The sequence below is a fragment of the Microbacterium sp. RU1D genome (genome assembly GCF_900156435.1).
In the GTDB taxonomy this organism is placed as follows: Bacteria; Actinomycetota; Actinomycetes; order Actinomycetales; family Microbacteriaceae; genus Microbacterium.
The window spans coordinates 1865436-1890267 of the sequence record NZ_FTPQ01000001.1; the positions used below are offsets into that span (position 1 = coordinate 1865436).

Here is a 24832-nt window from a genome sequence, read left to right on the forward strand (position 1 = left end):
GCCGCTCACGCGCCGGAGGCGCGCGCGCACGGGGGCCGCACCGGGGACGGTCACGGCGCACTCCCGACGGGGATGCGCACCACGGCCTGCACGGGCAGGTGGTCGCTCGGCCACTGGGTGCCGGTGGGGCGGGGGTCGATGCCCACCGCGCGCACGCCCACGTCGGGCGTCGCCAGCAGCGCGTCGATGCGGCGTGCCCCGACGCGCGGCGCGGCGTAGTTGTTGAACGTGCCCCACTCCGCGGAATGGCGGACGGGTGCGTACGACCAGGTGTCGACGAGCAGCCCGTCGGCGAACATGCCGGCGAGCTCGCCGGAGCGCACGTGCGCGTTCACGTCGGCGGTGAACAGCAGCGGCCCCTCGTGCGAGGCGACGAGGTCGTGCAGCCAGGTCGCCGAGCGGCGCCGCGCCCGCCGCGAGAAGGCGTCGAAGTGCGTGTTCACGAACGTGAACCGCGCGCCCGTGGCGCGGTCGCGCAGCTGCGCGATCACGGCGATACGGGGGATCGTGTTGCCCCACCCCGTCGAGCCCGGCTCATCGGGGGTGTCGGAGAGGGCGACCTGCTGCCAGTCGTCCACCTCAACGCGGTCGCGGTCGTAAAAGAGGGGCGTGCCCTCGCCCCCGCGGTCCTTGCCCCGACCAAGGCCCAGACGGCCGTACGTGGAGCCGAGGGAGTCCTGCACCCACCGGGCCTGGTCGGGCATCGCCTCCTGCGAGCCGAGGAGGTGGGGGCGGTTCGCGCCGAGGAAGGTGCGCAGGCGCTGCTTGCGCATCGGCCAGCGGTCGGCGGGCGGCCAGGTCACGCGGTCGAAGCGGCGCCGGACGTTGAAGCTCATCACGTGCAGGTCGGGCGCCTGCACATCGGGGAACAGGATGCCGGCCATCAACGCGTCCCCTCGCGCACGCCGTTGCGCATGCCCACATCGAGCGACGCCGGTCGACGCGCTGCGCGACCCCGCACCACCCGCACCCACCGCGCCGGCGGGAAGTCCCGCGGCCAGTGCGCGAACACCGTGCCCGCGCCGCGGCGGAAGCACACGGCGAACCGCCGCGGCTCGACGGTGCGCGACGACACCCGCATGTGCCGACCGGGGACGTAGCGGATGCGATGGCGCTCACCCAGGTGGTAGGCCAGGTCGAGGTCGTCATGCAGCTCGGGGTCGAGGTGCACCTCCGCCCGCACGTCCTCCCACGCGCGTCGGCGGAACGCCATGTTCGACCCCCACAGGGGCGTGTGCCCGAGCGCCGGCAAGGCGAAGGCCGTGTAGGTCCAGAGGAAGGCCCGGGCCATCGTCACGCGCCGGGTGATCGGACCGTCGTGGAACACGGCGCCGCCGGTCACGGCATCCACCTCCGGGTCGCGCAGCGCCTCGATCATGCTCCGCACCCAGGTCGGCGCGGGGACGCTGTCGGCGTCGAGTCGCAGGATCAGCTCGCCCAGGGCCGCGTCGTAGCCCGTTCGCGCGGCGGCGGGGATGCCGCGATCGCCGCAGAACACCACGCGCGCTCCCGCGGCGCGCGCCACGGCGGCGCTGTCGTCGCGGGAGTCGTTGTCGACGACGACGATCTCGTCAGGAGCGAGGGTCTGCGCGGCCAGCGCCCCCAGGCACCGACGGAGGTGCGCAGAGTCGTCGCGAACGGGAATGACCACGGAGACGGTCACGGTCGACGGCGCGGGGCCAAGGGGCACGCTTCCTCCCGGGGACGAGTCCTCCCACGCTAGGCGATCGGCGCGGAGCGTTTCCCGGCTTGACGGCTGCGCGCCCGGATGACACGCGCACGTGCGCCCTTTCGTAGGGTGGGGTCATGGCATCCACCCTCAACGTGTCGGCGTATCTGTTCACGCCCCTCGACGATCCCGCGGCCCTGCGGGTGGCGCTGCGCGAGCGGGCCGGCGCACGGGGGCTGCGCGGGACGATCCTGCTGGCTGAGGAGGGCATCAACCTCTTCCTGGCGGGGGCGGCGGACCAGGTGCGCGGTTTCGTCGACGACCTGCGCGCCGACCCGCGCTTCGAGGCGTTGCGGACGAGGGAGAGCTGGTCGGACGCCGTCCCCTTCGGCAAGCTGCTGGTGAAGGTGAAGCGCGAGATCATCCGCATGGACCGCCCCGAGGTGCGCCCGCAGGACGGCCGGGCACCCGCGGTGTCGCCCGAGACCCTGCGTCGATGGCTGGATCGGGGCCGCGACGACGACGGCCGCGAAGTGGTGCTCGTCGACACGCGCAACGCGTTCGAGGTGGACTACGGCACCTTCGCCGGGGCCGTCGACTGGCGCATCGACCGGTTCACCCAGTTCCCGGATGCCGCGAGCGCGCACCGCGACCAGCTCGCCGGCAAGACCGTCGTGAGTTTCTGCACCGGTGGGATCCGGTGCGAGAAGGCCGCACTCCATCTGCGGGCCGAGGGCGTCGAGGCGTACCAGCTCGACGGCGGCATCCTCGGGTGGTTCGAGGCGCAGGGCGATGCGCACTGGACGGGCGACTGCTTCGTGTTCGACGAGCGCGAGGCGCTGGACGTCGGCCTGGCGGCCCGCACGGGGTCCTGACCGTGCTGTGGGACCAGCACGCGTGCGCCGAACTCGTCGAGACCGCCGACCTGAGCGAGCTGCACCGCTATCGCGCGGCCGGTGGCGGGCTCGTGTCGCTGAACGTCGGCTACGCCCCGCACGGGCCCGAGGTCACGGCATCCCTCCTCCGGGCGTTCCGCGCACAGGTGGAGCGGATCGAGGGCCTCGCGCTTGCCGCGTCCGTCGATGACGTCGACCGCATCGCCGCAGCCGGCGACACAGCGGTCGTGTTCGACCTCGAGGACGCGGCTCCCCTCGGCGGCGACCTCGACGCGGTGGCGGGGCTCGTGGCGCACGGCGTGCGCACGCTCGGCCCGGTCTACAACCACGCCAACGCCGCCGGGGGTGGATGCCTTGACGCCGTCGACCCCGGCCTCACCCGCTGGGGGCGCGACCTCGTCGCCGAGTTGAACCGGCGGGGCATGGTGCCCGACGGGTCGCACGTCGGAGCGCGCACCACTTTCGACATGTGCACGGTGTCGACGCGGCCGGTCGTGTTCAGCCACTCGAACATGCGCGCCGTGTGGGATCACCCGCGCAACATCACCGACGACCAGGCCCGCGCGGTCGCCGACACCGGGGGAGTCGTCGGCGTCACCGGCGTCGGCATCTTTCTCGGCCCGAACACTCCGACGCTCGAGGCGATGGTGCGTCACCTCGACCACGCCGTCGGGGTCGTCGGTATCGAGCACGTGGGCGTCAGCACGGACTTCTCGTTCGATTGGGCGACCTTCCGCGACGTGCTGTCGACGAGCCCGGAGCTCTACGACGCCAGCTACACGGCCTGGGGCCCGGTGGAATGGATGCCGCCCGAGACGTTCGTGGGCCTCGGCGCCGCGCTCGCCGGGCGAGGATGGACCGACGACCACATCGCCGCGGTGCTCGGCGGGAACTTCCGCCGCGTCGCACTCGAGAGCTGGGAGGCTCCGGAATGACCGAACCCGCGCACGAGACCGAGCTGCGTCGGGCCCGCCCCGGTGACGAAGCCGGCATCCTCGCCTGCATCCAGGCGCTCGCCGACTACGAGGAGGAGCCGGATGCCGTCGACAACACCGTCGAGATGCTCACCGCCACGCTCTTCGGCGACGACCCGCGCGCGTTCGCGTTCGTCGTGGCAGGCCCGGGCGAAGAGATCCGCGCGATCGCCATCTGGTTCCTCACGTACTCCACGTGGACCGGCAAGCACGGGATCTGGCTTGAGGACCTCTACGTGCACGAGCAGTACCGCTCGCACGGCTACGGGGTCGCCCTGCTCTCCGCGCTCGCCGAGGAGTGCGTGCGCCGCGGGTATCCGCGGCTGGAGTGGACGGTGCTGGACTGGAACGAGCCGGCCATCGGCTTCTACCGCGCGCTGGGCGCCGAGGCGATGGAGGAGTGGACGACGCGTCGCGTGACGGGGGAGGCGCTGCAGGCTCTCGCGGAGCGCGCGTAAGCACCCGCCGCTCACCGGGACAGGTCCGCCAGCACGGCCTCGGCCGCCCGCTGCCCCGACACCAGGGCGCCCTGGATCGACGCGGTGTCGCGGTGGTCGCCGGCCACGTAGCGGCCGTCGCCGAGACGGACGCGACGACGCAGCCGCAGCGGCGGATCCTGCGCGGGGAGGGCTCGGGCGATGTCGTCGCGGCGGAGCAGGCGCCAGGGTCGGGTGTCCGTCTGCCACACGTCGTCGAGCTGGCGGCGCACGTCGGTCTCGGACGCCTCCGAGGGCAGCACGCACGTCGCCTGGATGAGGTGCTGCCCGCGCGGAGCGTAGGTCGGCGCGCTGTTCGTCATCACCGCGGTGTTGACCATCGGGCCGCGACGACGTCCGTCGACCCGCAGCGCGCCGTCGGCCGTCGGGGCCTCGTCGGCGGCGAACCACCACGTCTGAAGGCCCCGGTCCCGGCTCGGCGGCACGTCGAGCCCGGGTGCGAGCCCCGTGCTGAGCACGACGGCGCGGGCGTGAACGGCATCCGCCCCCTCGATCTCGACGCGATGACCCCGACGGTGCGGGTGGATGCCGGTGACCCGGTGCGAGAGGCGGATGCCGGCCCCCGCGCGGCGGGCGGTGTCGGCGAGCTGGGCGGGGAGGGCGCCGATCCCGGCGGCGGGGACGCCTGGGCGGCCGAAGGCGAAGCTGCGGACGAGGAGGCGGACGAAGGCGTCGGAGGTCTCCTGCCGGTCGTCGGCGATCACCCCCGCGAGGAACGGTTCGAGCACGGCCTCGCGCAGGGGGCCGCGGAGCCCTGCCCGATCCCAGGCCTCGGAGAGCGCGCGATCAGCGCCCGTCTTCGCCGCGCGGGCGGACAGGACGGTCGGCCCCGCCCACCGCGCCAGTGCGACGGCATCCGTCGGACGCACGAGCCCGCTCGCCAGCGTCGCGGGGAGCGAGGACGGATGCCGCAGCGGATGCGCGAGCCGCACCACCCGGTCCTCCAGCCGCACGCTGACCGCCACGGGGAAGCGTCGCAGGGCGAGGGCGTCGACGTCGACCCAGCGGCGGACGGCGGGGTAGGCCGGGTTGAGCACGTGGAATCCGAGGTCGAGGCGGAACCCGTCGACGACGTCGGTGCGCTCGCGCCCGCCGACGGCGTCCTCGGCCTCGAGCACCACGACGTCGCGTCCGGCTTCGGCGAGACGGGTCGCCGCGCGCAGTCCCGCGAGGCCCGCGCCCACCACGATGACGTCGTACTCGCTCATCCCGCGAGCCTACGAGGGGTGGCGCACCCTCCCGTCGGGCTTGCGCGGGCGAGGCCCGAGCGTCGAGTGTCCCGGACACGCCGCGTCGCGCCAGGACGCGCGGCGTGTCCCGGACACTCGACGGGTCGCGATCGCGGGGACGCGAAAGGGCCCGGATGCCATTGCGTGGCATCCGGGCCCGGGGAATCGTTACGCCGAGGCGTCCTCGCGCTTGGGCAGCACCCAGCCGGGGCGCACGAAGTGGCACGTGTACCCGTTGGGGATGCGGATCAGGTAGTCCTGGTGCTCGGGCTCGGCCTCCCAGAAGGGCGCCTCCGGCTCGATCGTGGTGACGACCTTCGCGGGCCAGATGCCCGACGCGTCGACGTCGGCGATGGTCTCGCGCGCGACCTTCTCCTGCTCGGGCGAGAGCGGGAAGATCGCCGAGCGGTAGCTCGTGCCGATGTCGTTGCCCTGACGGTTCAGGGTCGACGGGTCGTGGATCTGGAAGAAGAACGCCAGGATGTCGCGGTACGTCGTCTTCGCGGGGTCGAACACGATCTCGACCGCCTCGGCGTGGCCGGGGTGGTTGCGATAGGTCGCGTGGTCGTTCTGTCCGCCGGTGTAGCCGACGCGCGTGTCGAGCACGCCGGGCTGGCGGCGGATGAGGTCTTCGACGCCCCAGAAGCAGCCGCCCGCGAGGACGGCGGTCTCGGTGCCGGGACGGCGGGTGATGTCGCCCGAGTCGGTGGGTCCGCTGGTCATGGTGTCGCTCCTTTTGCGGTCACGGGTGAAGAGGGAGAAGAGGTTCATGAGGCTCGGCTCTCGGAGAACAGGGCGAGGTACGCGCCGTACCCCTGCGCCTCGAGCTCCGCGACGGGCACGAAGCGCAGAGCTGCCGAGTTCATGCAGTATCTCAGGCCGCCGGCTTGGCGCGGGCCGTCGTCGAAGACGTGTCCGAGGTGGCTGTCGGCCCCGGCGGAGCGCACCTCGGTACGGGTCATCCAAAGCGTGCGATCGCTCTTCTGGACGACGGCGGCGTCGTCGATGGGTTTGGTGAAGCTCGGCCAGCCCGAGCCGCTCTCGAACTTGTCGGTCGAGGAGAAAAGCGGCTGCCCCGAGACGACGTCGACGTAGATGCCGTCCTCGTGGTTGTCCCAGTACTCGTTGCTGAACGGCGGTTCGGTGGCGTCGTCCTGCGTGACGGCGAACTGGCGGTCGGTGAGGCGGCTCAGCGCCTCCGACGTCTTCCGGTACTCCGTGCTCACGGTTCGTGTCCCTTCGTCATGACGACCGGAGAAGGCCGTCGGTGAAGAGAACGTCGGAGGGTCCGGATTTGGTCCCGCCGGGCTGGGAGCGGCCTGTGAGTTCCACGACGACTCCGGATGCGAAGGGCAAGCCCCGCCGTCGAGGTCGGGGCCGCGGTTAGCGTGGCTGCATCACGACCCCAGGAGGTTCGCATGACCCGCACCATCGTCATCACCGGCGCGAGCGACGGCATCGGCGCCGCCTCGGCGAAGCAGCTCGCCCAGCTCGGCGAAGAGGTCGTCGTGGTGGGGCGCAACCCCGAGAAGACCGCGCGCGTCGCCCGCACGCTCGGCGTGGACTCGTTCGTGGCCGACTTCAGCGACCTGGCGCAGGTGCGCGAGCTGGCGGCATCCCTGCTCGAGAGGTACCCGCGCATCGACGTTCTCGCCAACAACGCCGGAGGCGTCTTCGGCGAGCGCACGCTGACGACCGACGGATACGAGACGACGTTCCAGGTGAACCACCTCGCGCCGTTCCTGCTCACGAACCTGCTGCTCGAGCGTCTCATCGAATCCGACGCGTCGGTCATCCAGACCTCCAGCGCCGCGGCGAGGCTCTTCCCCCGCTTCGACATCGACGACCTGCAGGGCGCTCGCCGCTATTCGTCGACGAACGCGTACGGCAACGCCAAGCTCGCGAACGTCCTGTTCACGAAGGAGCTGAACCGCCGGTTCGGCGATCAGGGCCTGTCGGCGGTGGCCTTCCACCCGGGCGTGATCGCGTCGAACTTCGGCGCCTCCAGCAATGGACCGTGGAAGTTCCTCTATGGCGGGCCGATCGCTCAGCGCCTCATGACCTCGACGTCGGTGGGAGGAGCGCGCCTGACGTGGCTCGCGCTCGGCAAGCCCGGCGTCGACTGGGAGCCGGGCGGCTTCTACTCCAACAACAAGCCGGCGTCGACGAACCGCCTCGCCGACGACCCGGCCCTCGCGAAGCAGCTGTGGGAGCGCAGCGCGGCGCTCGCCGATCTGCCCGCGTGAGCTTGGCGTCATTCCGCGATCGGGAGCGCGCTTCTAGAGGCCCCCAACGCTGAGGGGTATGACCGCAGCGACTGTCCTCGCCCGTCCGCCCGTGCGCCGCGCGGGTCAGCATTCCTACCCGCGCTGCTTTTCCGTCGTCACTTCGGGGCGGCCCCACCCCGTCGAGCCGGCTGTCCGGGTCGCGCGCGCGGCGCGGTATTCGCCGAGGTCACCGCGCCCCGGCCACGGGCGGGTGGACGGTCCAGCCGAAGCGTTCGAGCGCCGCGTGCAGTCGGCGCGCCTGCGCCCACGCGATCGCGCCCGAGGTGTCGGAGTAGACGTCGATGGCGAACGGCGGGGGGTCGGCGAACTTGGGGATCTCGACCTCGGCCCAGGCGTGCGGGGCGAGCCAGACGCGCGGGTGGGCGGTCCCGGCATCCTCCACGCCCCCGTCGGCGGCGAAGGCGATCGCGTCGAGGGCGTCGATCTTCGTGATCGGCATGTTCACGACGAGCGTCACGGCGTGCAGCTGCTGCGTCATCACGGTCCTCCCGGCCTTCATCCTGACACGCCGCTGCGGGAGGCGGGCCGGTCGACCGAGGGATCTCCCGACGCAAAGCCGACTCATAGGAATGGTCAGGGCCCGCGCAGGGTCGCCCGTCCACTCTCGAGGCATCGACACACCCACCGAGAGCCGGGAGGCGACCGTGAGCAGGATCCCCGACACCGAGATGACCCCCGAGGGCCCGACCTACGAGGGGCGGCTGCTCGACCGGGCCGACGAGCCCGTCGTCGATCAGGGCGCCCCGTTCGACATCCGCACGCTCGTCTCGCGTCGCGGCATCCTGGGGCTCGTGGCACTCGGGGCGGGGGCCGTCACCCTCGCGGCCTGTTCGCCGGCGGCGACCGGCGCCTCGGCGACGGCGACGGCCACGCCCACCGCGACCCCGAGCGCGACCCCGACCGCCACGGCCACGCCCACCGCATCCGCGACGACCGCCGCCGCGGCCCTGCCCGCCGGAGAGATCCCCGACGAGACCGCCGGGCCCTACCCGGGTGACGGGTCGAACGGCGCCGACGTCCTGGAGCAGTCCGGCATCGTGCGCAGCGACCTGCGCTCGAGCCTCGACGGCGGGGCGAGGGCCGCGGGCGTGCCCATGACGCTGAACCTCACGATCTTCGACACCGCCAATGGCGATGTGCCGTTCACCGGAGCCGCGGTCTACGTCTGGCACTGCGACACCGAGGGGAACTACTCCATGTACTCCTCCGGCATCGAGAACGAGACCTACCTCCGCGGCGTCCAGGTGGTCGGTGCCGACGGCGTGGTGTCGTTCACCTCGATCTTCCCCGGCTGCTACGACGGGCGCTGGCCCCACATCCACTTCGAGGTCTACCCGAACGTGGATGCCATCACCGACGCCTCCAACGCGATCGCCACCTCGCAGGTCGCCCTGCCCCAGGCCACGTGCGAGACGGTCTACGCCGACACGAGCACGTACCCGTCCTCGGCATCCAACCTCTCCCGCGTCTCGCTCGACAGCGACAACGTCTTCGGCGACGACGGGGGAGTGCTCGAGCTCGCCACCACCTCCGGCGACAACGCGAACGGTTGGACCGTCTCCCTCGGCGTCCGCGTCGACACCACCACCACCCCGACCGCGGGCGCGATGCCCGGCGGTCGCTGATCCGGAAGGACCCACTCATGCTGCAGAACCTCACCGGCTGGCACGCCCTCATCGTGCTCGCCGTCATCGTCCTCATCTTCGGCGCCGCCAAGCTGCCCGCCCTGGCACGCAGCCTCGGACAGTCCGTGCGCATCCTCAAGACCGAGGTGGGCGACTCCCGCGCCGAGTCGGCCGTCGCCCCGGTCGGCGAGGGCGACGACCGCGCGACGCCCCCGACGACGGCCGTGCCCGTCCTCACCCCGCCGAGCACGACATGACGACCGCCGCCGCACCGCCTCGAGTCGATGCGCCGCGGTCGGCACCCATGCCCGTCGCGGCGCATCTCGACGAAGCGACACGACGTGCGGTGCGGGCGGCGGTCGCCGTCGCGATCGGCGCTCTCGTCGGATGGTTCCTCTACGACCCCGTGATGGAGCTGCTGCGGGCCCCGATCGTGCAGATCGCGACCGAGCGCAACGCGAGCCTGAACTTCGACAGCGTCACGGGCGCATTCGACCTGCGCCTGCGGGCCGCACTGGTGACGGGCCTCGTGCTGGCGAGCCCCGTCTGGCTCTACCAGCTGTTCGCCTTCGTGCTGCCCGGACTCACGCGGCGCGAGCGGCGGTACGTCCTCGGCTCGGTCGGCGCGGCGGTGCCGCTGTTCGTTTCCGGGTGCGCCACCGGGCTGCTGCTCTTCCCCCACATGGTGTCGGTTCTCACCGGATTCGCCGCGAGCGAGGACTCCACCATCCTCGACGCCGGCGCCTACGTCGACTTCGTCCTGAAGATCATGGTCGCCACGGGCATCGCATTCGTGCTGCCCGTCGTGCTCGTGGTGCTGAACCTCGCCGGCGTCGTGTCCGCCCGCACCCTGAGGCGCGGCTGGCGCTACGCGCTCGTCGCAATCGTGCTCTTCAGCGCGATGGCCACCCCGTCCGCCGACGTGCTGTCGATGGTCCTCGTCGCCGCCCCGATGGCGGCGCTGTACGCCTCGGCGCTCCTCATCGCCGGCCTCCACGACCGCGCACTCGCCCACCGGGCACCGACCCCGGGGGAGGGATCGCCGTGTTCGGTCTGACGTTCGAGAAGCTCCTGCTCGTGGGGCTCATCGCGGCGGTCATCCTGGGCCCGCAGCGTCTGCCCGTCGTCGTCGCCCGCGTGAGCGGACTGCGTCGCACGGTGGATGCCGCCCGTGTGCGCGCCGCGGACGAGATCGGCATCCCGGCCGACGCACCGCAGTGGCGCGCCCTGGACCCCCGGCAGTACGATCCCCGCCGCATCATCGCCGAGGCGCTCGCCGCCCCGCCCCGTCCGGCATCCGCCCCGCCCGGTCCGGCATCCGTCCCGGCCGCCCCGGCTCCGGTCGAGCGGGCGCCGGTCGCCCCGGACCCGGCCGCCTCGGCCCCGGTCGCACCGGCCCCGGTCGAAGCCCTGGATCCGGATGCCGCGGACACGACCGCCGACCCCGCCGTCACGCCGGTGAACCCACCGATGCGCCGCATCCGGGTCGGGACGTCGGCGCACCCCCGCTGGATCGAGGTCCCCGTCGACGCCCCCACCGTCGGCGACACCGCGGTCCCTGCTGCGGACGACGCGACCGAACGGGTCCCCGTCACGGCATAGCCTCGACGCATGCCCTCGCCCCGTGCCCAGCTCGAAGCCCTCCTCGCGCGGGCCCTCGGCGACATCTCCCCGGCCCTGCGGGCGCTGCCCGTCGAGGGAGAGGCGCGGGCCGCCGCGGTGCTCATCCTGTTCGGCGTGCTCGACGGCATCCCGAGCAGTCGCCGCGCCGCACACGTGCCGAGCGACCTCGACGTGCTCCTGCTCGCCCGCGCGAGCACTCTGCGCGCCCACCCGGGCCAGGTCGCCTTCCCGGGCGGCCGTGTCGATCCGGACGACCGGGATGCCGTGGCCGCGGCGCTGCGCGAGGCGCGCGAGGAGACAGGTCTCGACCCCGCCGGCGTCGACGTGCTCGGGATGCTGCCGTCCGTGCCGCTCGCGTTCTCCCGGCACGAGGTGACTCCGGTGCTCGGATGGTGGGCGCGTCCGACGCCCGTGCGCGCGGTGGACCGCGCGGAGTCGGCCGCGGTGTTCCGTGCTCCCGTCGCCGATCTTCTCGATCCGGAGCGGCGTGGGTCGACCGTGATCCGACGCGACGGACGGGAGTGGCGCGGTCCCGCGTTCACCCTCGACACGGCCGCGGGGCCGCAGGTCGTGTGGGGCTTCACCGCGATGCTCCTCGACGGTCTGTTCGACCGCCTCGGGTGGACCGAGCACTGGGATGCCGCGCGCGAGATCGCGCTCCCCGTGCCCGCAGCGACCCCTCCTCCCCACCCCGCCGGCCCGTAGCGTCTTGTTCCGCGTTCGTCATCCGCGGTGTGCCGCCGCGCCGGGATCGCTAGCGTGGAACCCGTGACTGCGCCTATCGATCCCACCACCACCGCCGCCTGGTCCCGCCTCACCGCTCTGCGCGACGGATTCGAGCCCGACCTGCGCGGCTGGTTCGCCGCCGACGCCGATCGTGCCCGCACCCTGTCGCGGACGATGGGCGATCTGCACGTCGATCTGTCGAAGAACCTCGTCACCGCCGAGGTGCTCGACGCGCTGCTGTCGTTGGCCGACGAGACCGGCGTGCGCGATCGCTTCGCCGACATGCTGCGCGGCGCGCACCTCAACACCAGTGAAGATCGTGCCGTGCTGCACACCGCTCTGCGGCGTCCGGCCGGCGCCGAGCCCGCCCTCGTCGTCGACGGACAGCAGGTCGACCACGACGTGCACGAGGTGCTCGACCGTCTCAGCACCTTCGCCGACACGGTGCGCTCAGGCCAGTGGCGCGGCGTCACCGGCAAGAAGGTCACGCACGTGGTCAACATCGGCATCGGCGGCAGCGACCTCGGCCCGGTCATGGTCTACGAGGCCCTGCTCCCGTACGCCGACGCGGGGATCCACGCGCGCTTCGTCTCCAACATCGACCCCACTGACATCGCGCAGAAGACTGCCGACCTCGATCCCGAGACGACGCTGTTCATCGTGGCGAGCAAGACCTTCACCACCCTCGAGACCCTCACCAACGCGCGACTCGCGCGCGACTGGCTGTGGGAGAAGCTCGCGGCGGCGGGCGCCATCGACGACACGGATGCCGCCCGCACCGACGCCGTGGCGCACCATTTCGTCGCGGTGTCCACGGCGCTCGACAAGGTCGCCGCGTTCGGCATCGACCCGGAGAACGCGTTCGGATTCTGGGACTGGGTGGGCGGGCGCTACTCCGTCGACTCCGCGATCGGGCTCTCCCTCGCCATCGCCCTCGGCCCCGACACCTTCCGCGAGCTCCTCGCGGGTTTCCACCGCGTCGACGAGCACGTGGCATCCACGCCCCTCGCCGAAAACGTCCCCGTTCTCATGGGGCTGCTCAACGTCTGGTACACGAACTTCCTCGGTGCCCAGTCGCACGCCGTGCTGCCGTACGCGCAGCAGCTGCACCGCTTCGCGGCGTACCTGCAGCAGCTCACGATGGAGTCGAACGGCAAATCGGTGCGCTGGGACGGCTCGCCGGTCACCACCGACACCGGTGAGGTGTTCTGGGGTGAGCCGGGCACCAACGGCCAGCACGCCTTCTATCAGCTCATCCACCAGGGCACCCGGTTGATCCCGGCCGACTTCATCGCCTTCGTCAACCCCGCCTACCCCCTCGCCGACGACGGCCGCGACGTGCACGGGCTGTTCCTCGCGAACTTCCTGGCGCAGACCAAGGCGCTCGCCTTCGGCAAGACCGCGGAGGAGGTCGAGGCCGAGGGGACGACGGGTGCTCTCGTGGCCGCGCGTACGTTCCCCGGCAACCGCCCGACGACCTCGATCTTCGCCCCCGCCCTGACCCCGTCGGTCCTCGGGCAGCTCATCGCCCTGTACGAGCACATCGTGTTCACCCAGGGCACCATCTGGGGCATCAACTCGTTCGATCAGTGGGGTGTCGAGCTCGGCAAGCAGCTCGCTCTGCAAATCGCCCCGGCGATCGAGGGCGACGACGAAGCCCTCGGGGCGCAGGACGCATCGACGCGCTCGCTGCTCGACTATTACCGCGCGCACCGCAGCTGACGCGGTCCGATCGGGCCGGAGCGGGCCGTCCCGGGAAGTTTCTCAAGACTTTCCAGGGCGTCCCGCTCGGCGTGTCGGGCGCGACGCCAATGCACGTCACGCGCACGGGCTGATCGCCGGCCGCCGCGCGACGGGAAGAGCCCGGTCAGGGGTGAAAATGCCTGGCCAGGTCACGCTGGTTCTGCGGGTGGTGCCGCGGCGCCCGTCGGCATTCCGAGCTTCCGGGCGAGAAGCGACGCTCTCACGGACCGTTCAGGTAACGAAGAGATAACGCTCAGAACCGGCCCCCACACTCGGGGACTTGTGTCGACCCGACGACACGAGATCGCGCTCGATCCCGACGAGCGCGCCCCCGACGAAAGTTCTCTCCTTGCTGCGTTCCGATCTGAAGCTCGTCCACGTCAACCGCGCCCGCCGCACCCTCGTCACCGCCGCGACCTGCGCCGGCCTCGCCCTCGGTCTGGTCGCCACGACCGGGCTCGCGGTCGCCGCGCCCGTCTCGCTGCCCGACGCCTCGGCCGCGTCGTTCTCCGCTCCGGGAACCGCACTGCCGGTCTCGTCGGCGCCCACGCTGGATGCCGTGACCACCGGTGCCGACACGGCCCTCGGCGACGCGCAAGCGGCTCTCGCCGGCGCCGACGCGGTCCAGGCCGATGTCGCCGCGACAGGACTGCCGCTCTCGGTCGGCGACGCCACGGTCGACACCGCAGCGTTGAGCGACGCCGTCGCGCGGCTCGACTCGCGCGACCTCCTGCCCGTGCTGCTCGTGCCCGCGCTCAGCCAGAACGCCCAGTCCGAAGCCGACCGGGTCAGCGCTCGCGTCGCCGAGGTGCGCACGAGCCTCGACCAGGCCAAGGCTGAGAAGGCCGCCGCCGATGCGGCCGCAGCCGCCGCCGCGGAGGCGCAGCGTCAGGCGGAAGCCGCCGCCGCAGCCGAAGCCCAGCGTGAGGCGGATGCCGCCGCGGCGCTGGCCCGCGTGAACACCCCCGATGGCGCGAAGGCCTACGCCGCCCAGCTCGCTGCGGAGAAGTACGGCTGGGGGAGCGACCAGTTCTCGTGCCTGTCGTCGCTGTGGACCAAGGAATCGGGCTGGAACTACCAGGCCTACAACGACGACGGCGGTGCCACCGGCATCCCGCAGGCGCTGCCCGGGAGCAAGATGGCGACGTTCGGTGCCGACTGGCAGACCAACGCCGCCACGCAGATCGCCTGGGGCCTCGACTACATTTCCCGCGGCTACGGCACGCCGTGCAGCGCCTGGGGGCACTCGCAGGCCGTCAACTGGTACTGAGAATCCTCCGAACGACCGCCCCAGCGCCGCCTCAGCGATATATCGTTGTATATCGCTGACTCAGATCGGGTCCGCGCGAAGGAGGTCGTCATGAGTGGTTCATTCCTGGGAGACGCGTTCGGCGGACGCGGCGGCACCAACACCCCCGGTTGGCCGATGTCCAACATCCTCGAGGGGCTCGAGCAACTGCGCACGCAGTTCGAGCAGAAGACCTCGTCGTCGCCGCGCATGAACAAGGGCGACGTGCGGTCGGCGGTGCTGTCGCTGCTGCTGGAGCAGCCGATGCACGGCTACCAGATCATCCGCGAGATCGAAGACCGCAGCGGCGGGTCGTGGAAGCCGAGCCCCGGTTCGGTGTACCCCACGCTCCAGCTGCTCACCGACGAAGGCCTCGTCCAGTCCGAGGAGTCGAACGGGCGCAAGACCTACTCGCTCACGCCCGAGGGCCGCGCAGCGGCGGGCGACGAGACGACCGAGCGCACCGCGCCCTGGGAGTCCGCGACCTCGCGCGACAGCGGCCGGATGACGGCGCTGCCCAAGGCCGGGGTCGAACTCGCCCAGGCCGCGGCGCAGGTCGCGCGCACGGGCGACAAGGAGCAGGTCGCGCAAGCGGTCGAGATCCTCGACGAGGCCCGCCGTAAGCTCTACTCCATCCTCGCCCAGGGCTGAGGTTGCCCGAGCTCGACGCGTGCGGGGCGCACGTCGGCATCCCGGAGGATCGATGACCGACGACGCCCTCATGAAGGCCCGGTACCGCCGCATCACGCGATTCGCGGCGCGCTATCTCGTGCAGGCGTGGTGGTACGAGCTGTTCCTGCCGCGGTTCGGCCTCGGGTGGATCTCCGCCCGGGGCCGCACCCGTCGGCTGCAGCGCATCGCACAGCGGTTCCACGTGCTCGCCGTCGACCTCGGCGGGCTCATGATCAAGGTCGGGCAGTTCATGTCGTCGCGCCTCGACGTCCTGCCGCCCGAGATCACGAAGGAGCTCGAAGGTCTGCAGGACGAGGTGCCCGCGGTCCCGTTCGCGCAGATGCGCGCCCGCGCGGAAGCGGAGCTCGGGATGCCGCTGGAGCGCGCATTCGCCTCGGTCGAGGAGCGTCCGCTCGCGGCGGCGTCCCTGGGCCAGGCGCATCGCGCCGTCCTCACCGACTCCCTCACCGCGGAGACCGGCATGAGCGCCGTGGTGCTCAAGATCCAGCGCCCCGGGATCGATCGGATCGTCGACGTCGATCTGCGCGCCCTGCGCAAGGTCGGTGTGTGGCTCAGCAAGGTCGCCCTCGTCCGCGACCGTGTCGACATGCCCTCGCTCGTCGAGGAGTTCGCCGTGACGAGCCTGGAGGAGATCGACTACCTGCACGAGGCCGCCAATTCCGAGCGTTTCGCCTCCGACTTCGGCGGCGACGGCGGTGTCGCCGTGCCCGAGGTGGTGTGGGAGCGCACGACGCGTCGGGTGCTCACCCTGCAGGACGTCACCGCGATCAAGATCAACGACGTCGACGCCTTGCGCGCCGCGGGCATCGACCCGTCCGAGGTCGCCGCCCGCTTCGCCGCGGTCATGTTCGATCAGCTCTTCGACGACGGCTTCTTCCACGCCGATCCCCACCCGGGCAACGTGTTCGTCACCCCCACGGGCGCGGTGACCCCCGAGGGAACCCCGGCGTGGCGTTTCACCTTCATCGACTTCGGCATGATGGGCGAGGTGCCGCCGGGGCTGCGCCGGGGCCTCCGGCGCGTGCTCATCGCCGCGGCATCGCGAGACGGCAAAGGCCTCGTCGACGGCATTCGCGACGTCGGCGTGCTGCTGCCCTCCGCCGACACCGTGCAGCTCGAGCGCGCGATGACCCAGCTCTTCTCGCGCTTCGGCGGCATGGGCTTCGCCGAGCTGCAGGAGGTCGATCCGCGGGAGTTCCGCGCCTTCGCGATCGAATTCGGCGACGTCGTCCGTGCGCTGCCGTTCCAGCTGCCCGAGAACTTCCTGCTCATCGTGCGCGCCATGTCGCTGACCAGCGGCATGTGCAGCGCGCTCGACCCCGCCTTCAACATCTGGGATGCCGTCGAGCCCTACGCCCAGCGACTGATCCGCGAGGAGAGCGGCAACACCGCTCAGGCGTTCGTGCGCGAAGTGGGGGCGGTCGCCGGAGTGACCGCGCGTCTTCCGCGCCGTATCGACAACCTCATCGAACGCTTCGAGGACGGTTCCGTCTCGGTGCAGACGCCGCGCATCGAGCGGCGCATGCGCGACCTCGAGCGGATGGTGCGCCGGGTGGTGTCGGCCGTGCTCTTCACCGGCCTGCTGATCGGCGGCATCCTGCTGCAGGCCGAGCAGGCGGTGTTCGGTACGCTGCTGATGATCGCCTCGCTCGCGCCCCTGTCGCATGCGGTGCTCGCGGGCGTCGTCGCGCGCCGCAACGGCGCGTGAGCGGCTACCGGCCGTCGACGATCGACATGAAGCCGGCGAAGGCGAAGACCAGCGGCACGAGGTAGAGACCGGCGCGGAACGTGACCCACGCCAGTCGCCCTACGACGGGACCGAGTCCGGTCTGCGGCGTGCGGGCGTCCAGGCGCCGCCCGTCCGCGGCGATGAGCGGGCGCGGCGGGCGCCACTGCACCGCGTCGCGCGTGCGTGCGAGCCGCTCGACGGCGCCCTGGCCCGCGACCCGCTCGTCGACGTATCGTTCCGACTGCTCGGCGATCCGCGGGACGACGTGGCGGAGCACGGCATCCACCCGCTCCCAGTCCGCAGCGGTGGTGTAGTCGGCGTCGGCACCGCGGAAGAAGACGACCCGGTCGTCGCGGATCTCCACGTCGAACTCGGGGGAGTGATCGACCAGGGCCGCCATCACGTCGGGCGTGAGCACGTAGAGCGCGTCGGGCCCGTACCCCGATGGCGCGTAGGTGTGGAAGAACCGGTCGAAGTCGCCCTCCAACCGCAGGCGCTGTCCCCGATCGATGGATGCCGGCAGCCCGCCGCCGCGCTCGTTCGCACGCGAATCGAGCACGAGGTGGGGCATCGCCGATTCCAGCCGCACGCTCACGTACTGCCACGACCGGGCGCGCGAGGCGCGGGTGCGCACGGTGCCGAACTCGGCGTCGGCGGTGGCGAAGCGCGGGTACTCCCGCACGCCCACGCTGTGGTCGGTCACGAGCGACGAGAAGGTCGCTGCTGCGCTCGGGCGGGGGAAGAACCCGTTCGCGAGCGCCGTGAGATCGCGCCGCGCCTGACGCAACCGCGTGCGCGTCGCGACGGGCCGCTGCGCCCACCGCCAGAGGAAGAAGGTTCCGACCAGCCACACCGCGAGTACGCCGAGCACGACGACGAAGGCGATGACGTCGCGGTCGGTGACGCGGCCGTCCTGCACCCCGTCGACCTGCACGCCGATCGTGACGAGGCCGATGAAGGCGAACCATAGTACGAGGGCGTTGTTGACGTGCAGCAGCACCTGCCGGCGGGTCGGCACCCACGAGGGGCGAGGGCGGTCGCCTGAAACGGCGAGGGCTGCGGCCACCTCGGTGGCGGGGGCGTCGAGCCAGCGCAGATCCACGCGTGATCCTCTCCGGGGGTGTCGGACCGCCGTCGGGCGGCGGGCGTCTCCCTAGACTGGCGCGGTGTCGACCGAACCGTGCCGTCCTCTGTCGGCGTGGCGCTTCGACGGTACGCTTCGCTCCTACCAGGCCGATGCCCTCGACCGCGTCGACGTCGACGCCGGCGGGCCCGTGCACCTGGTGGCCCCTCCCGGGTCGGGCAAGACGCTGCTCGGGCTCCTCCTCGCCGCGCGCCGCGGCCGTCGCACGGTCGTGTTCGCCCCCACCACGGCCATCCGCGCGCAGTGGGTCGTCGCCGCACGCGCCCTGGCGCACGACGACACGGCCGTGTCCGACGACCCGACGCGACCGGCCGCCCTCACGGCGCTGACGTACCAGGCGCTCAGCGTGCTCGACACCGCGCAGCCGTTCGCGGCTCTGGCGCGCGCACGGTGGGGGGAGGAGCTCGTGGCCGACGACCGCACGGCGGAGCAGGCGCGGGAGTGGCTCGAGAACCTGCGCGAGAGCAATCCGGCGGCCTACCGTCGTGGCATCCGCTCCCGGTCGCGGTCGGTCCGGCGCTCCCTCGCCCGTCAGGATGCCACAGCCCTCACCGCCGCGCTGCATCCGCACGCTCGCGAGATCATGGAGCGCCTGGTCGATTCCGGCGTCGAGACGATCGTGCTCGACGAGTGCCATCACCTGCTCGATCACTGGGCCCTCGTCGTGGCGGCGCTCATCGCCCGGATCCGCGCCGCGGGGCGGAAGCCTCTCGTCGTCGGTCTCACCGCCACGCTTCCGTCGCCCGACGACGCGGACGAGTACGACAACTACGTCTCGCTGCTCGGCGAGGTCGACCTCGAGGTCCCTGTCCCCGCGGTGGTGCGCGAGGGCGATCTCGCGCCCTACCGCGAGCTCGTGCACGCGGTCGAACCGACCGACGAGGAGCGCGCCTTCCTCTCGGCCCACGCCGCGGCCCTCGACGAGGCGTTGCGCACGACCTTCTCGGTCGGGGAGGGACGCGCGTTCCTTCGCGACGCGCTGCAGCCCCCTCCGCCGGTCCCGGCGTCCACCGCCCCGCTCGTCCCTCCCGCCGCCTCCGCCGAGCCGATCCCGGCATCCGCGGGTCGAGACGACTCGCTCGCCCCTCCCGCCGCACCGACCTCGACGCTCGCGGTCTCCGCCGAGGTCGACCGGCGTCTCGCCGCGGCGTTCTCGGCGGACTTCGCGCGGGCCGAGGCGGCCGCCGCGATGCTCTCGACGATCGCTCCGGACGATCCCCTCGTCGAGCGGCTCCCGGCGGTCGCCCGCCGCATCCCCACCACCGATGAGACCCTGCGTCTGCTGGGCCGTTACGCCCTCGACCGGGTGCTCCCCGACCCCGACCGCGCGGCCGACTGGACGCGCCTACGGCGCCTTCTCGCCGATTTCGGCTACGCCCTCACCGACCGCGGCGTGCGGCGCACACGTGATCCGATCGACACCGTGCTCGCCTCCTCGCTGGCCAAGGATCGGGGCGCGTGCGACGTCCTCGCCGCCGAGCGGGCTCAGCTCGGCGGACGCTTGCGCGCGCTCGTGGTGACCGACTACGTGACGCACGGCAACGTCCACGGCGGTCTGCTCGGATCCGCGGGCGCGGTCCGCACGTTCTCGATCATCGCGACGGATGCCGGCACCTCGGCGCTGCGATCCATCCTCGTCACCTCCTCGACGGTGCGTCTGGCCGCCCGGCACGCCGCCGAAATCCTGCCCGCCCTCGAGAGCGAGCTCGGCGTCTCCCTCGACACGGCTCCCTGCGCCGACGATCCGTTCGCGGTCGAGGTACGAGGAACGGCCGGTTCGGGCGTCGTGGGAGCGGTGTCGCGCCTGCTCACCGCGGGCCGGGTCGAGGTGGTCGTCGGCACACGCGGCCTGTTCGGCGAGGGCTGGGATTGCCCCGCGGTCAACACGCTCGTCGACCTGACGGCGGTCGCGACCGCCTCGGCCACCCAGCAGCTGCGCGGACGCACCCTGCGTCTCGATCCGCTCTGGCCCGAGAAGGTCGCGCACAACTGGACCGTGACGGCGATCCTGCCGCCGAGCTCCCCGCTCGAGGCGCAACCGGATGCCGCCCGCCTCCGCCGCAAGCACGCCCGGTTGTGGGGTCTCGACGCTGATCGCCCCGGAGAGATCGTGCGCGGTCTGGACGCTGCTCTCACCCGTGACCAGCGGACGGCCCTCGACGCGCTCGTCGCGAAGGATCCCGCAGCGTCCGTCACGGCGGTCGGCTCGCTCGCCGACGTGCCGTCACGCGCCGACACCCGCGCCGCCTGGCGCATCGGCGCCGCCTACGTCGACAGCGAGGAGGTCTCCGCGTTCGTCGAACGGCCCCGCCGTGCCCCCGTCTTCTCGACGTCCGTCGTCGCCTCCCGAGCCTTGGGGCGGTGGCTGGGCGCGTCCGTCGTGACCTCCGTCATGGCGGTGGTGCTGGCGTTCTTCCTGCCCGCGGCGGTGGGCGCACCCCTCGGGCTGGTCGGAGCCCTCGCCGGGACGCTCCTGTCCGTGTCCTTCGCCGCCGCCTGGTCACGGACGAGTCGGCAGAGCCGCGATGCCCCCGCCACCTTCACGCTCATCGCCAAGGTCGTCTGGACGGCCCTGTCCGAGAGCGGCCGGGTCGCCGCCCACCCCGCGTCACCGACGGTGGAGGTCACGGAGGCGGATGCCGACCGCATCCGCGTCGATATCCGGATGCCAGGTGTCACGCCGGTCGACCAGCAGACTTTCGCCGCCGCGATCGAGCAGCTGTGCGGGCCGATCCGCTCCCCGCGCTTCGTGCTGGACGTCGGCCGCGGGGGAGGCCCGTGGTGGGTGCGTCGAGTCCTGGAGCGGGCCGGCCGGGGACGACCGGGCCAGTTCCTCGCGGTCCCCGAGGCGATGGGTCGCCGCCGCGACGACGCCGTGCGGTTCCACGGCGCGTGGCAGGTGCACGTCGGCCCGGCCGTCCTGCACGAGGTGTCGGGACCGGACTCCCTCGCCCTGATGAGCGAAGCGCGCCGCACCGGAGCGTTCTCCGGCGCGGCGCGCTCGATGGTGCGGTGGCGGTGACCGGCGTTAGGGCCGGTCGACGCTAGGTCAGTACCAGCCGACCGACTGCGAGTGACCCCACGCGTTGCACGGGCTGCCGTAGCGGCCCGAGATGTAGCCGAAGCCCCACGCGATCTGCGTGCCGGCGTTGGTCTCCCAGTCGGCACCGGCAGACGACATCTTGCTTCCGGGGAGGGCCTGGGGGATGCCGTAGGCGCCGCTGCCGGAGTTATAGGCCCGGTAGTTCCAGCCCGACTCCTTGTTCCAGAGCGAGACGAGGCACGAGAACTGGTCGTCGCCCCAGCCGTACCCGGCGAGCATGCCGCGGGCGGTCGCCTGCGCGCCGGCGGGGCTGTTGTCGCCCGAGCCGCCGCCGGCGGCCGGGGGAGAGTACGACGACCCTCCGCCGCTGCTGCTTCCGCCGCCGCTGCCGCTGTTGCCGCTGCTGCTGTCGGCCGCGGCTTCCTCGGCCGCCGCCTTCTCGGCCGCAGCCTTGGCCGCGGCAGCCGCCTCGGCCTCCTGGCGAGCCTTCTCGGCAGCCTCTTCCTCGGCCTTCTTCGCCACGGCGGCGTCCAGACCGCCACGCAACTCGGCAACGCGCTGGTCCACGGTGGTGGTCGCCGCCGTCACGTCGTCGGCGAGGTCGGGCAGGAAGGTGGCGGGCAGCACGGATGCTGCGGCGAGGCGCTCGGTGGCCTTCTCGAGTGCGGCGGTGTCGACGTCGGCGGGCTGACCGATGTCCAGGCCCGACGCGGCGATGTCGTTCTGCACCGACGTGACCGCCTGCATCGAAGCGGATGCCGCCGTGGTGGCATCCCGTGCTTCCTCGGCCTCGGGGCCTCGGGCGGCGGTGAGGGCGGTCGGGGTGGTGGCCGAGGCGAGCGAGAACGTCGCGGTCGACAGGTCGGCCGGGGAGGCCGTGGCAGCAGGCACCGTTCCGGTGAGAGCCGCAGCCGCGACCACGCCGAGCACCAGGGCGCCCGCGGTCGTCACGGGACGACGACGGGAGCGGCGGGTGGCTTCGCGACGGGCACGACGGTTGGTGAGGGGCGTCGAATCAGAGCGCATAGAACCGGTTTCACGTGAGGGAGGGCGGTGCGGGTGTCACCGTCCGACCCGCGTTCGGCGGGCACGAAACCGGGAGCCTGGCACGTGAATCTGGATGCCACCTGGGCGGCCGGGGTTCAGAGGCCGTTCGAAAAGCGCCGATCCGGGGCGAATCGTCCGGCGTCTCGGTTCCGATCTGCGAAGGCCCCTGTCGTGGGGATCGCCTTTCAAAAGAACCGCGGCGGAGGCCGCCGGCGTCGCTCGGCGAGCGCCGCCCGGCGCCCGACTGCACGCCGAGGGGTGCATGCGTTAGACTGGGGTGTCACTCGTGGGGCTTCGCCCGATTCTTCGGGCCGGCCCGTGACATCGCACGAACAAATCCGCTTCGCTTCGACTCGTGGCATGCGTTCGCCCTCGGGCGTCCGGATGCCGACGGCCCCGGTCCGCCGGACCGACGGGCGCAGGAGTCGGAGCCCGACACCCACCCAACTAGGACAACCCACTACATGACTACCGCAACGACCGCTCCCGCTACCAAGCAGGTCGCGATCAACGACATCGGCTCCGCCGAAGACTTCCTGGCCGCTGTCGAGAAGACGCTCAAGTTCTTCAACGACGGCGACCTCATCGAGGGCACCGTGGTCAAGATCGACCGCGACGAGGTCCTCCTCGACGTCGGTTACAAGACCGAGGGCGTCATCCCCTCCCGCGAGCTCTCGATCAAGCACGACGTCGACCCCAACGAGGTCGTCAACGTCGGCGACCACGTCGAGGCCCTCGTTCTCCAGAAGGAGGACAAGGAAGGCCGCCTCATCCTGTCCAAGAAGCGCGCGCAGTACGAGCGTGCGTGGGGCGACGTCGAGAAGATCAAGGAGAACGACGGTGTCGTCACCGGTTCCGTGATCGAGGTCGTCAAGGGTGGTCTCATCGTCGACATCGGCCTCCGCGGCTTCCTCCCGGCATCGCTCATCGAGCTGCGCCGCGTCCGCGACCTCACGCCGTACCTCGGCCAGGAGATCGAGGCCAAGATCCTCGAGCTCGACAAGAACCGCAACAACGTCGTGCTGTCGCGCCGCGCCCTGCTCGAGCAGACGCAGTCGGAGTCCCGCACCACGTTCCTCAACAACCTGCACAAGGGCCAGGTCCGCAAGGGCACCGTCTCGTCGATCGTCAACTTCGGTGCGTTCGTCGACCTGGGTGGCGTCGACGGTCTCGTCCACGTCTCCGAGCTCTCCTGGAAGCACATCGAGCACGCCTCCGAGGTCGTCGAGGTGGGCCAGGAGGTCACCGTCGAGATCCTCGAGGTCGACCTCGACCGCGAGCGCGTGTCGCTCTCGCTGAAGGCCACCCAGGAAGACCCGTGGCAGGTGTTCGCCCGTACCCACGCGATCGGCCAGATCGCTCCGGGCAAGGTCACCAAGCTCGTCCCGTTCGGTGCGTTCGTCCGCGTGGCGGATGGCATCGAGGGCCTCGTGCACATCTCCGAGCTGTCGGGCAAGCACGTCGAGCTCGCCGAGCAGGTCGTGTCGGTCGGCGAAGAGGTCTTCGTCAAGATCATCGACATCGACCTCGAGCGTCGCCGCATCTCGCTGTCGCTGAAGCAGGCCAACGAGTCGGTCGACCCCAACGGCACCGAGTTCGACCCGGCGCTGTACGGCATGGCCACCGAGTACGACGAGCGTGGCGAGTACAAGTACCCCGAGGGCTTCGACCCCGAGTCGGGTGCCTGGCTCGAGGGCTTCGACGCTCAGCGCGAGCAGTGGGAGCAGGAGTACGCCGCTGCCCAGGGTCGCTGGGAGGCTCACAAGGCTGCCGTCGCCAAGGCCCTCGAGGCCGAGGCCGCCAACCCGACGGACTCCGGTTCGTTCGGTGGATCCTTCTCGTCGGAGTCGCCCGCGCAGGGCACCCTCGCCGACGACGAGTCGCTGGCTGCGCTTCGCGAGAAGCTCTCCGGTCGCTGATCCGTCCCGCATCGAAGGCCGGTACCCCTCGGGGTGCCGGCCTTCGGTCGTTCCCGGGGTGCGCTCGTCGGTCACCGCAAGCCCTGGTCGCGAAGGAGCCCGGAACGGCAGGATGAGCTCATGGCTTCTCGACTTCCGCTCCTGATCACCCTCGCCGGCGTCGCCGTGCTCTTCCTCGCGATCCTCTTCGTGTTCGCTCTCGTCATCGGCGCCATGTTCTTCGGCGGCATCGAATTCACCGGTGGACACACGGATGCCATCGCCGTGTCCGCGGGGTTGAGCCTCGCCGCCTGAGCTCGTTCCGCTTCGCACCCGCCCCGCCGACACGTGGGGCGGGTTTCGTGATTCGGCCCCGTGATTCCGCGGAATCAAGGAAGCGACACGCCCGGGGGGAGACGCCGATTCGACGGACCGGCCGTTCCGGCGTAACTTATTACTTGTTCGCCCCACAGGGGAGAGCGGAGAGGCCGAAAGGCCCCGCGTCCTCTCAAGCGACGAGCATCCCCAAACATCGCCGAAAGGTGTAGAGTTTGGGTCTGGCTTCGGTCCAGCTTCCGACGTTGATCCTTCGAGGGTCCCACTGGTGAGCGTAAGGTCGACGTCATAGGTAGTGAACTGCCTCACGGGTAGGTCGAGATGACTGTTTCTGTGGGTGCGTCCGTTCCTTGAGAACTCAACAGCGTGCACTTGTCAAATGCC

At 71.7% G+C, this 24832-nt stretch carries 24 protein-coding genes; 16 read left to right on the top strand and 8 right to left on the bottom strand.

The window, feature by feature from the left end:
- Positions 1 to 50: 50 nt before the first annotated feature.
- Together B0B15_RS08625 and B0B15_RS08630 are read right to left on the bottom strand one after the other, a co-directional pair.
- Entirely contained in the window at positions 51 to 884 is an 834-nt protein-coding gene (locus tag B0B15_RS08625) for an endonuclease/exonuclease/phosphatase family protein (RefSeq protein ID WP_076674982.1), read from the bottom strand.
- Complete coding sequence (locus B0B15_RS08630; protein ID WP_076674984.1) at positions 884 to 1690, bottom strand: glycosyltransferase family 2 protein; 807 nt, start codon at positions 1688 to 1690, stop codon at positions 884 to 886. Before B0B15_RS08630 ends, B0B15_RS08625 begins: the two co-directional genes overlap by 1 nt.
- Positions 1691 to 1806: 116 nt before the next feature.
- Here B0B15_RS08630 and B0B15_RS08635 point away from each other — a divergent pair, with 116 nt between their 5' ends.
- From B0B15_RS08635 to B0B15_RS08645, 3 genes are read left to right on the top strand one after another with little or no spacing between them, the layout of a single operon-like run.
- Positions 1807 to 2544: a sulfurtransferase gene (locus B0B15_RS08635; RefSeq protein WP_076674985.1), complete on the top strand. Its 738-nt coding sequence runs from the start codon at positions 1807 to 1809 to the stop codon at positions 2542 to 2544.
- Between the two features lie 2 nt (positions 2545 to 2546).
- Positions 2547 to 3500, top strand: a complete 954-nt coding sequence (locus B0B15_RS08640) for a dipeptidase (protein ID WP_218123546.1) — start codon at positions 2547 to 2549, stop codon at positions 3498 to 3500.
- Positions 3497 to 3997: a GNAT family N-acetyltransferase gene (locus B0B15_RS08645; protein ID WP_076674987.1), complete on the top strand. Its 501-nt coding sequence runs from the start codon at positions 3497 to 3499 to the stop codon at positions 3995 to 3997. Before B0B15_RS08640 ends, B0B15_RS08645 begins: the two co-directional genes overlap by 4 nt.
- A gap of 11 nt (positions 3998 to 4008) precedes the next feature.
- Here the strand turns inward: B0B15_RS08645 and B0B15_RS08650 are convergent, their stop codons facing one another.
- The 3 genes from B0B15_RS08650 to msrB all read right to left on the bottom strand — a co-directional run bounded on the left by B0B15_RS08650 (position 4009) and on the right by msrB (position 6491).
- Positions 4009 to 5244, bottom strand: coding sequence for an NAD(P)/FAD-dependent oxidoreductase (locus B0B15_RS08650; RefSeq protein ID WP_076674989.1), 1236 nt, complete (start codon positions 5242 to 5244; stop codon positions 4009 to 4011).
- Positions 5245 to 5433: 189 nt separating this feature from the next.
- A complete protein-coding gene (gene msrA, locus B0B15_RS08655) occupies positions 5434 to 5988 on the bottom strand; it encodes a peptide-methionine (S)-S-oxide reductase MsrA (RefSeq protein ID WP_076674990.1) in 555 nt (184 codons plus the stop codon).
- Between the two features lie 44 nt (positions 5989 to 6032).
- A complete protein-coding gene (gene msrB / locus B0B15_RS08660; RefSeq protein WP_076674992.1) occupies positions 6033 to 6491 on the bottom strand; it encodes a peptide-methionine (R)-S-oxide reductase MsrB in 459 nt (152 codons plus the stop codon).
- A 192-nt stretch (positions 6492 to 6683) separates the two neighbouring features.
- On the opposite strand from msrB, the gene B0B15_RS08665 reads away from it, so the two are divergent.
- Entirely contained in the window at positions 6684 to 7511 is an 828-nt protein-coding gene (locus tag B0B15_RS08665) for an SDR family NAD(P)-dependent oxidoreductase (RefSeq protein ID WP_076674993.1), read from the top strand.
- A gap of 208 nt (positions 7512 to 7719) precedes the next feature.
- Here B0B15_RS08665 and B0B15_RS08670 read toward each other — a convergent pair whose 3' ends face one another.
- Positions 7720 to 8031, bottom strand: a complete 312-nt coding sequence (locus B0B15_RS08670; protein WP_083708918.1) for a hypothetical protein — start codon at positions 8029 to 8031, stop codon at positions 7720 to 7722.
- A 166-nt stretch (positions 8032 to 8197) separates the two neighbouring features.
- On the opposite strand from B0B15_RS08670, the gene B0B15_RS08675 reads away from it, so the two are divergent.
- The 9 genes from B0B15_RS08675 (at position 8198) to B0B15_RS08715 (ending at position 16959) form a co-directional block, all read left to right on the top strand.
- A complete protein-coding gene (locus tag B0B15_RS08675; protein ID WP_076674996.1) occupies positions 8198 to 9178 on the top strand; it encodes a dioxygenase family protein in 981 nt (326 codons plus the stop codon).
- Positions 9179 to 9195: 17 nt separating this feature from the next.
- On the top strand, positions 9196 to 9435 hold the full coding sequence (locus B0B15_RS08680; RefSeq protein WP_076674998.1) for a twin-arginine translocase TatA/TatE family subunit: 240 nt from the start codon (positions 9196 to 9198) through the stop codon (positions 9433 to 9435).
- A 47-nt stretch (positions 9436 to 9482) separates the two neighbouring features.
- Positions 9483 to 10235: a twin-arginine translocase subunit TatC gene (tatC, locus tag B0B15_RS08685; protein ID WP_076674999.1), complete on the top strand. Its 753-nt coding sequence runs from the start codon at positions 9483 to 9485 to the stop codon at positions 10233 to 10235.
- A complete protein-coding gene (locus tag B0B15_RS16215) occupies positions 10223 to 10780 on the top strand; it encodes a Sec-independent protein translocase subunit TatA/TatB (RefSeq protein ID WP_076675001.1) in 558 nt (185 codons plus the stop codon). Before tatC ends, B0B15_RS16215 begins: the two co-directional genes overlap by 13 nt.
- 9 nt (positions 10781 to 10789) lie before the next feature.
- Positions 10790 to 11506: an NUDIX hydrolase gene (locus B0B15_RS08695; RefSeq protein ID WP_076675002.1), complete on the top strand. Its 717-nt coding sequence runs from the start codon at positions 10790 to 10792 to the stop codon at positions 11504 to 11506.
- A gap of 63 nt (positions 11507 to 11569) precedes the next feature.
- Positions 11570 to 13249, top strand: coding sequence for a glucose-6-phosphate isomerase (pgi, locus tag B0B15_RS08700; RefSeq protein WP_076675004.1), 1680 nt, complete (start codon positions 11570 to 11572; stop codon positions 13247 to 13249).
- 370 nt (positions 13250 to 13619) lie between these two features.
- Positions 13620 to 14540, top strand: coding sequence for an aggregation-promoting factor C-terminal-like domain-containing protein (locus tag B0B15_RS08705; RefSeq protein WP_176776592.1), 921 nt, complete (start codon positions 13620 to 13622; stop codon positions 14538 to 14540).
- 90 nt (positions 14541 to 14630) lie between these two features.
- Positions 14631 to 15209 carry a PadR family transcriptional regulator gene (locus B0B15_RS08710; RefSeq protein ID WP_076675005.1) on the top strand — a complete coding sequence of 193 codons (579 nt, stop codon included), beginning with the start codon at positions 14631 to 14633 and terminating at the stop codon, positions 15207 to 15209.
- A gap of 52 nt (positions 15210 to 15261) precedes the next feature.
- Complete coding sequence (locus B0B15_RS08715; protein ID WP_076675007.1) at positions 15262 to 16959, top strand: ABC1 kinase family protein; 1698 nt, start codon at positions 15262 to 15264, stop codon at positions 16957 to 16959.
- Positions 16960 to 16963: 4 nt separating this feature from the next.
- Here B0B15_RS08715 and B0B15_RS08720 read toward each other — a convergent pair whose 3' ends face one another.
- On the bottom strand, positions 16964 to 18082 hold the full coding sequence (locus B0B15_RS08720) for a LapA family protein (RefSeq protein WP_076675008.1): 1119 nt from the start codon (positions 18080 to 18082) through the stop codon (positions 16964 to 16966).
- A gap of 64 nt (positions 18083 to 18146) precedes the next feature.
- On the opposite strand from B0B15_RS08720, the gene B0B15_RS08725 reads away from it, so the two are divergent.
- Positions 18147 to 21146: a DEAD/DEAH box helicase family protein gene (locus B0B15_RS08725; RefSeq protein ID WP_076675010.1), complete on the top strand. Its 3000-nt coding sequence runs from the start codon at positions 18147 to 18149 to the stop codon at positions 21144 to 21146.
- Positions 21147 to 21173: 27 nt separating this feature from the next.
- Here B0B15_RS08725 and B0B15_RS08730 read toward each other — a convergent pair whose 3' ends face one another.
- Positions 21174 to 22193 carry an aggregation-promoting factor C-terminal-like domain-containing protein gene (locus tag B0B15_RS08730; protein ID WP_176776593.1) on the bottom strand — a complete coding sequence of 340 codons (1020 nt, stop codon included), beginning with the start codon at positions 22191 to 22193 and terminating at the stop codon, positions 21174 to 21176.
- A 485-nt stretch (positions 22194 to 22678) separates the two neighbouring features.
- Between B0B15_RS08730 and rpsA the strand changes: the two genes are divergently transcribed.
- Both rpsA and B0B15_RS16495 read left to right on the top strand, forming a co-directional pair.
- Entirely contained in the window at positions 22679 to 24133 is a 1455-nt protein-coding gene (gene rpsA / locus B0B15_RS08735; protein WP_076675012.1) for a 30S ribosomal protein S1, read from the top strand.
- Between the two features lie 120 nt (positions 24134 to 24253).
- Positions 24254 to 24427: a hypothetical protein gene (locus tag B0B15_RS16495; RefSeq protein WP_176776594.1), complete on the top strand. Its 174-nt coding sequence runs from the start codon at positions 24254 to 24256 to the stop codon at positions 24425 to 24427.
- Positions 24428 to 24832: the final 405 nt, after the last annotated feature.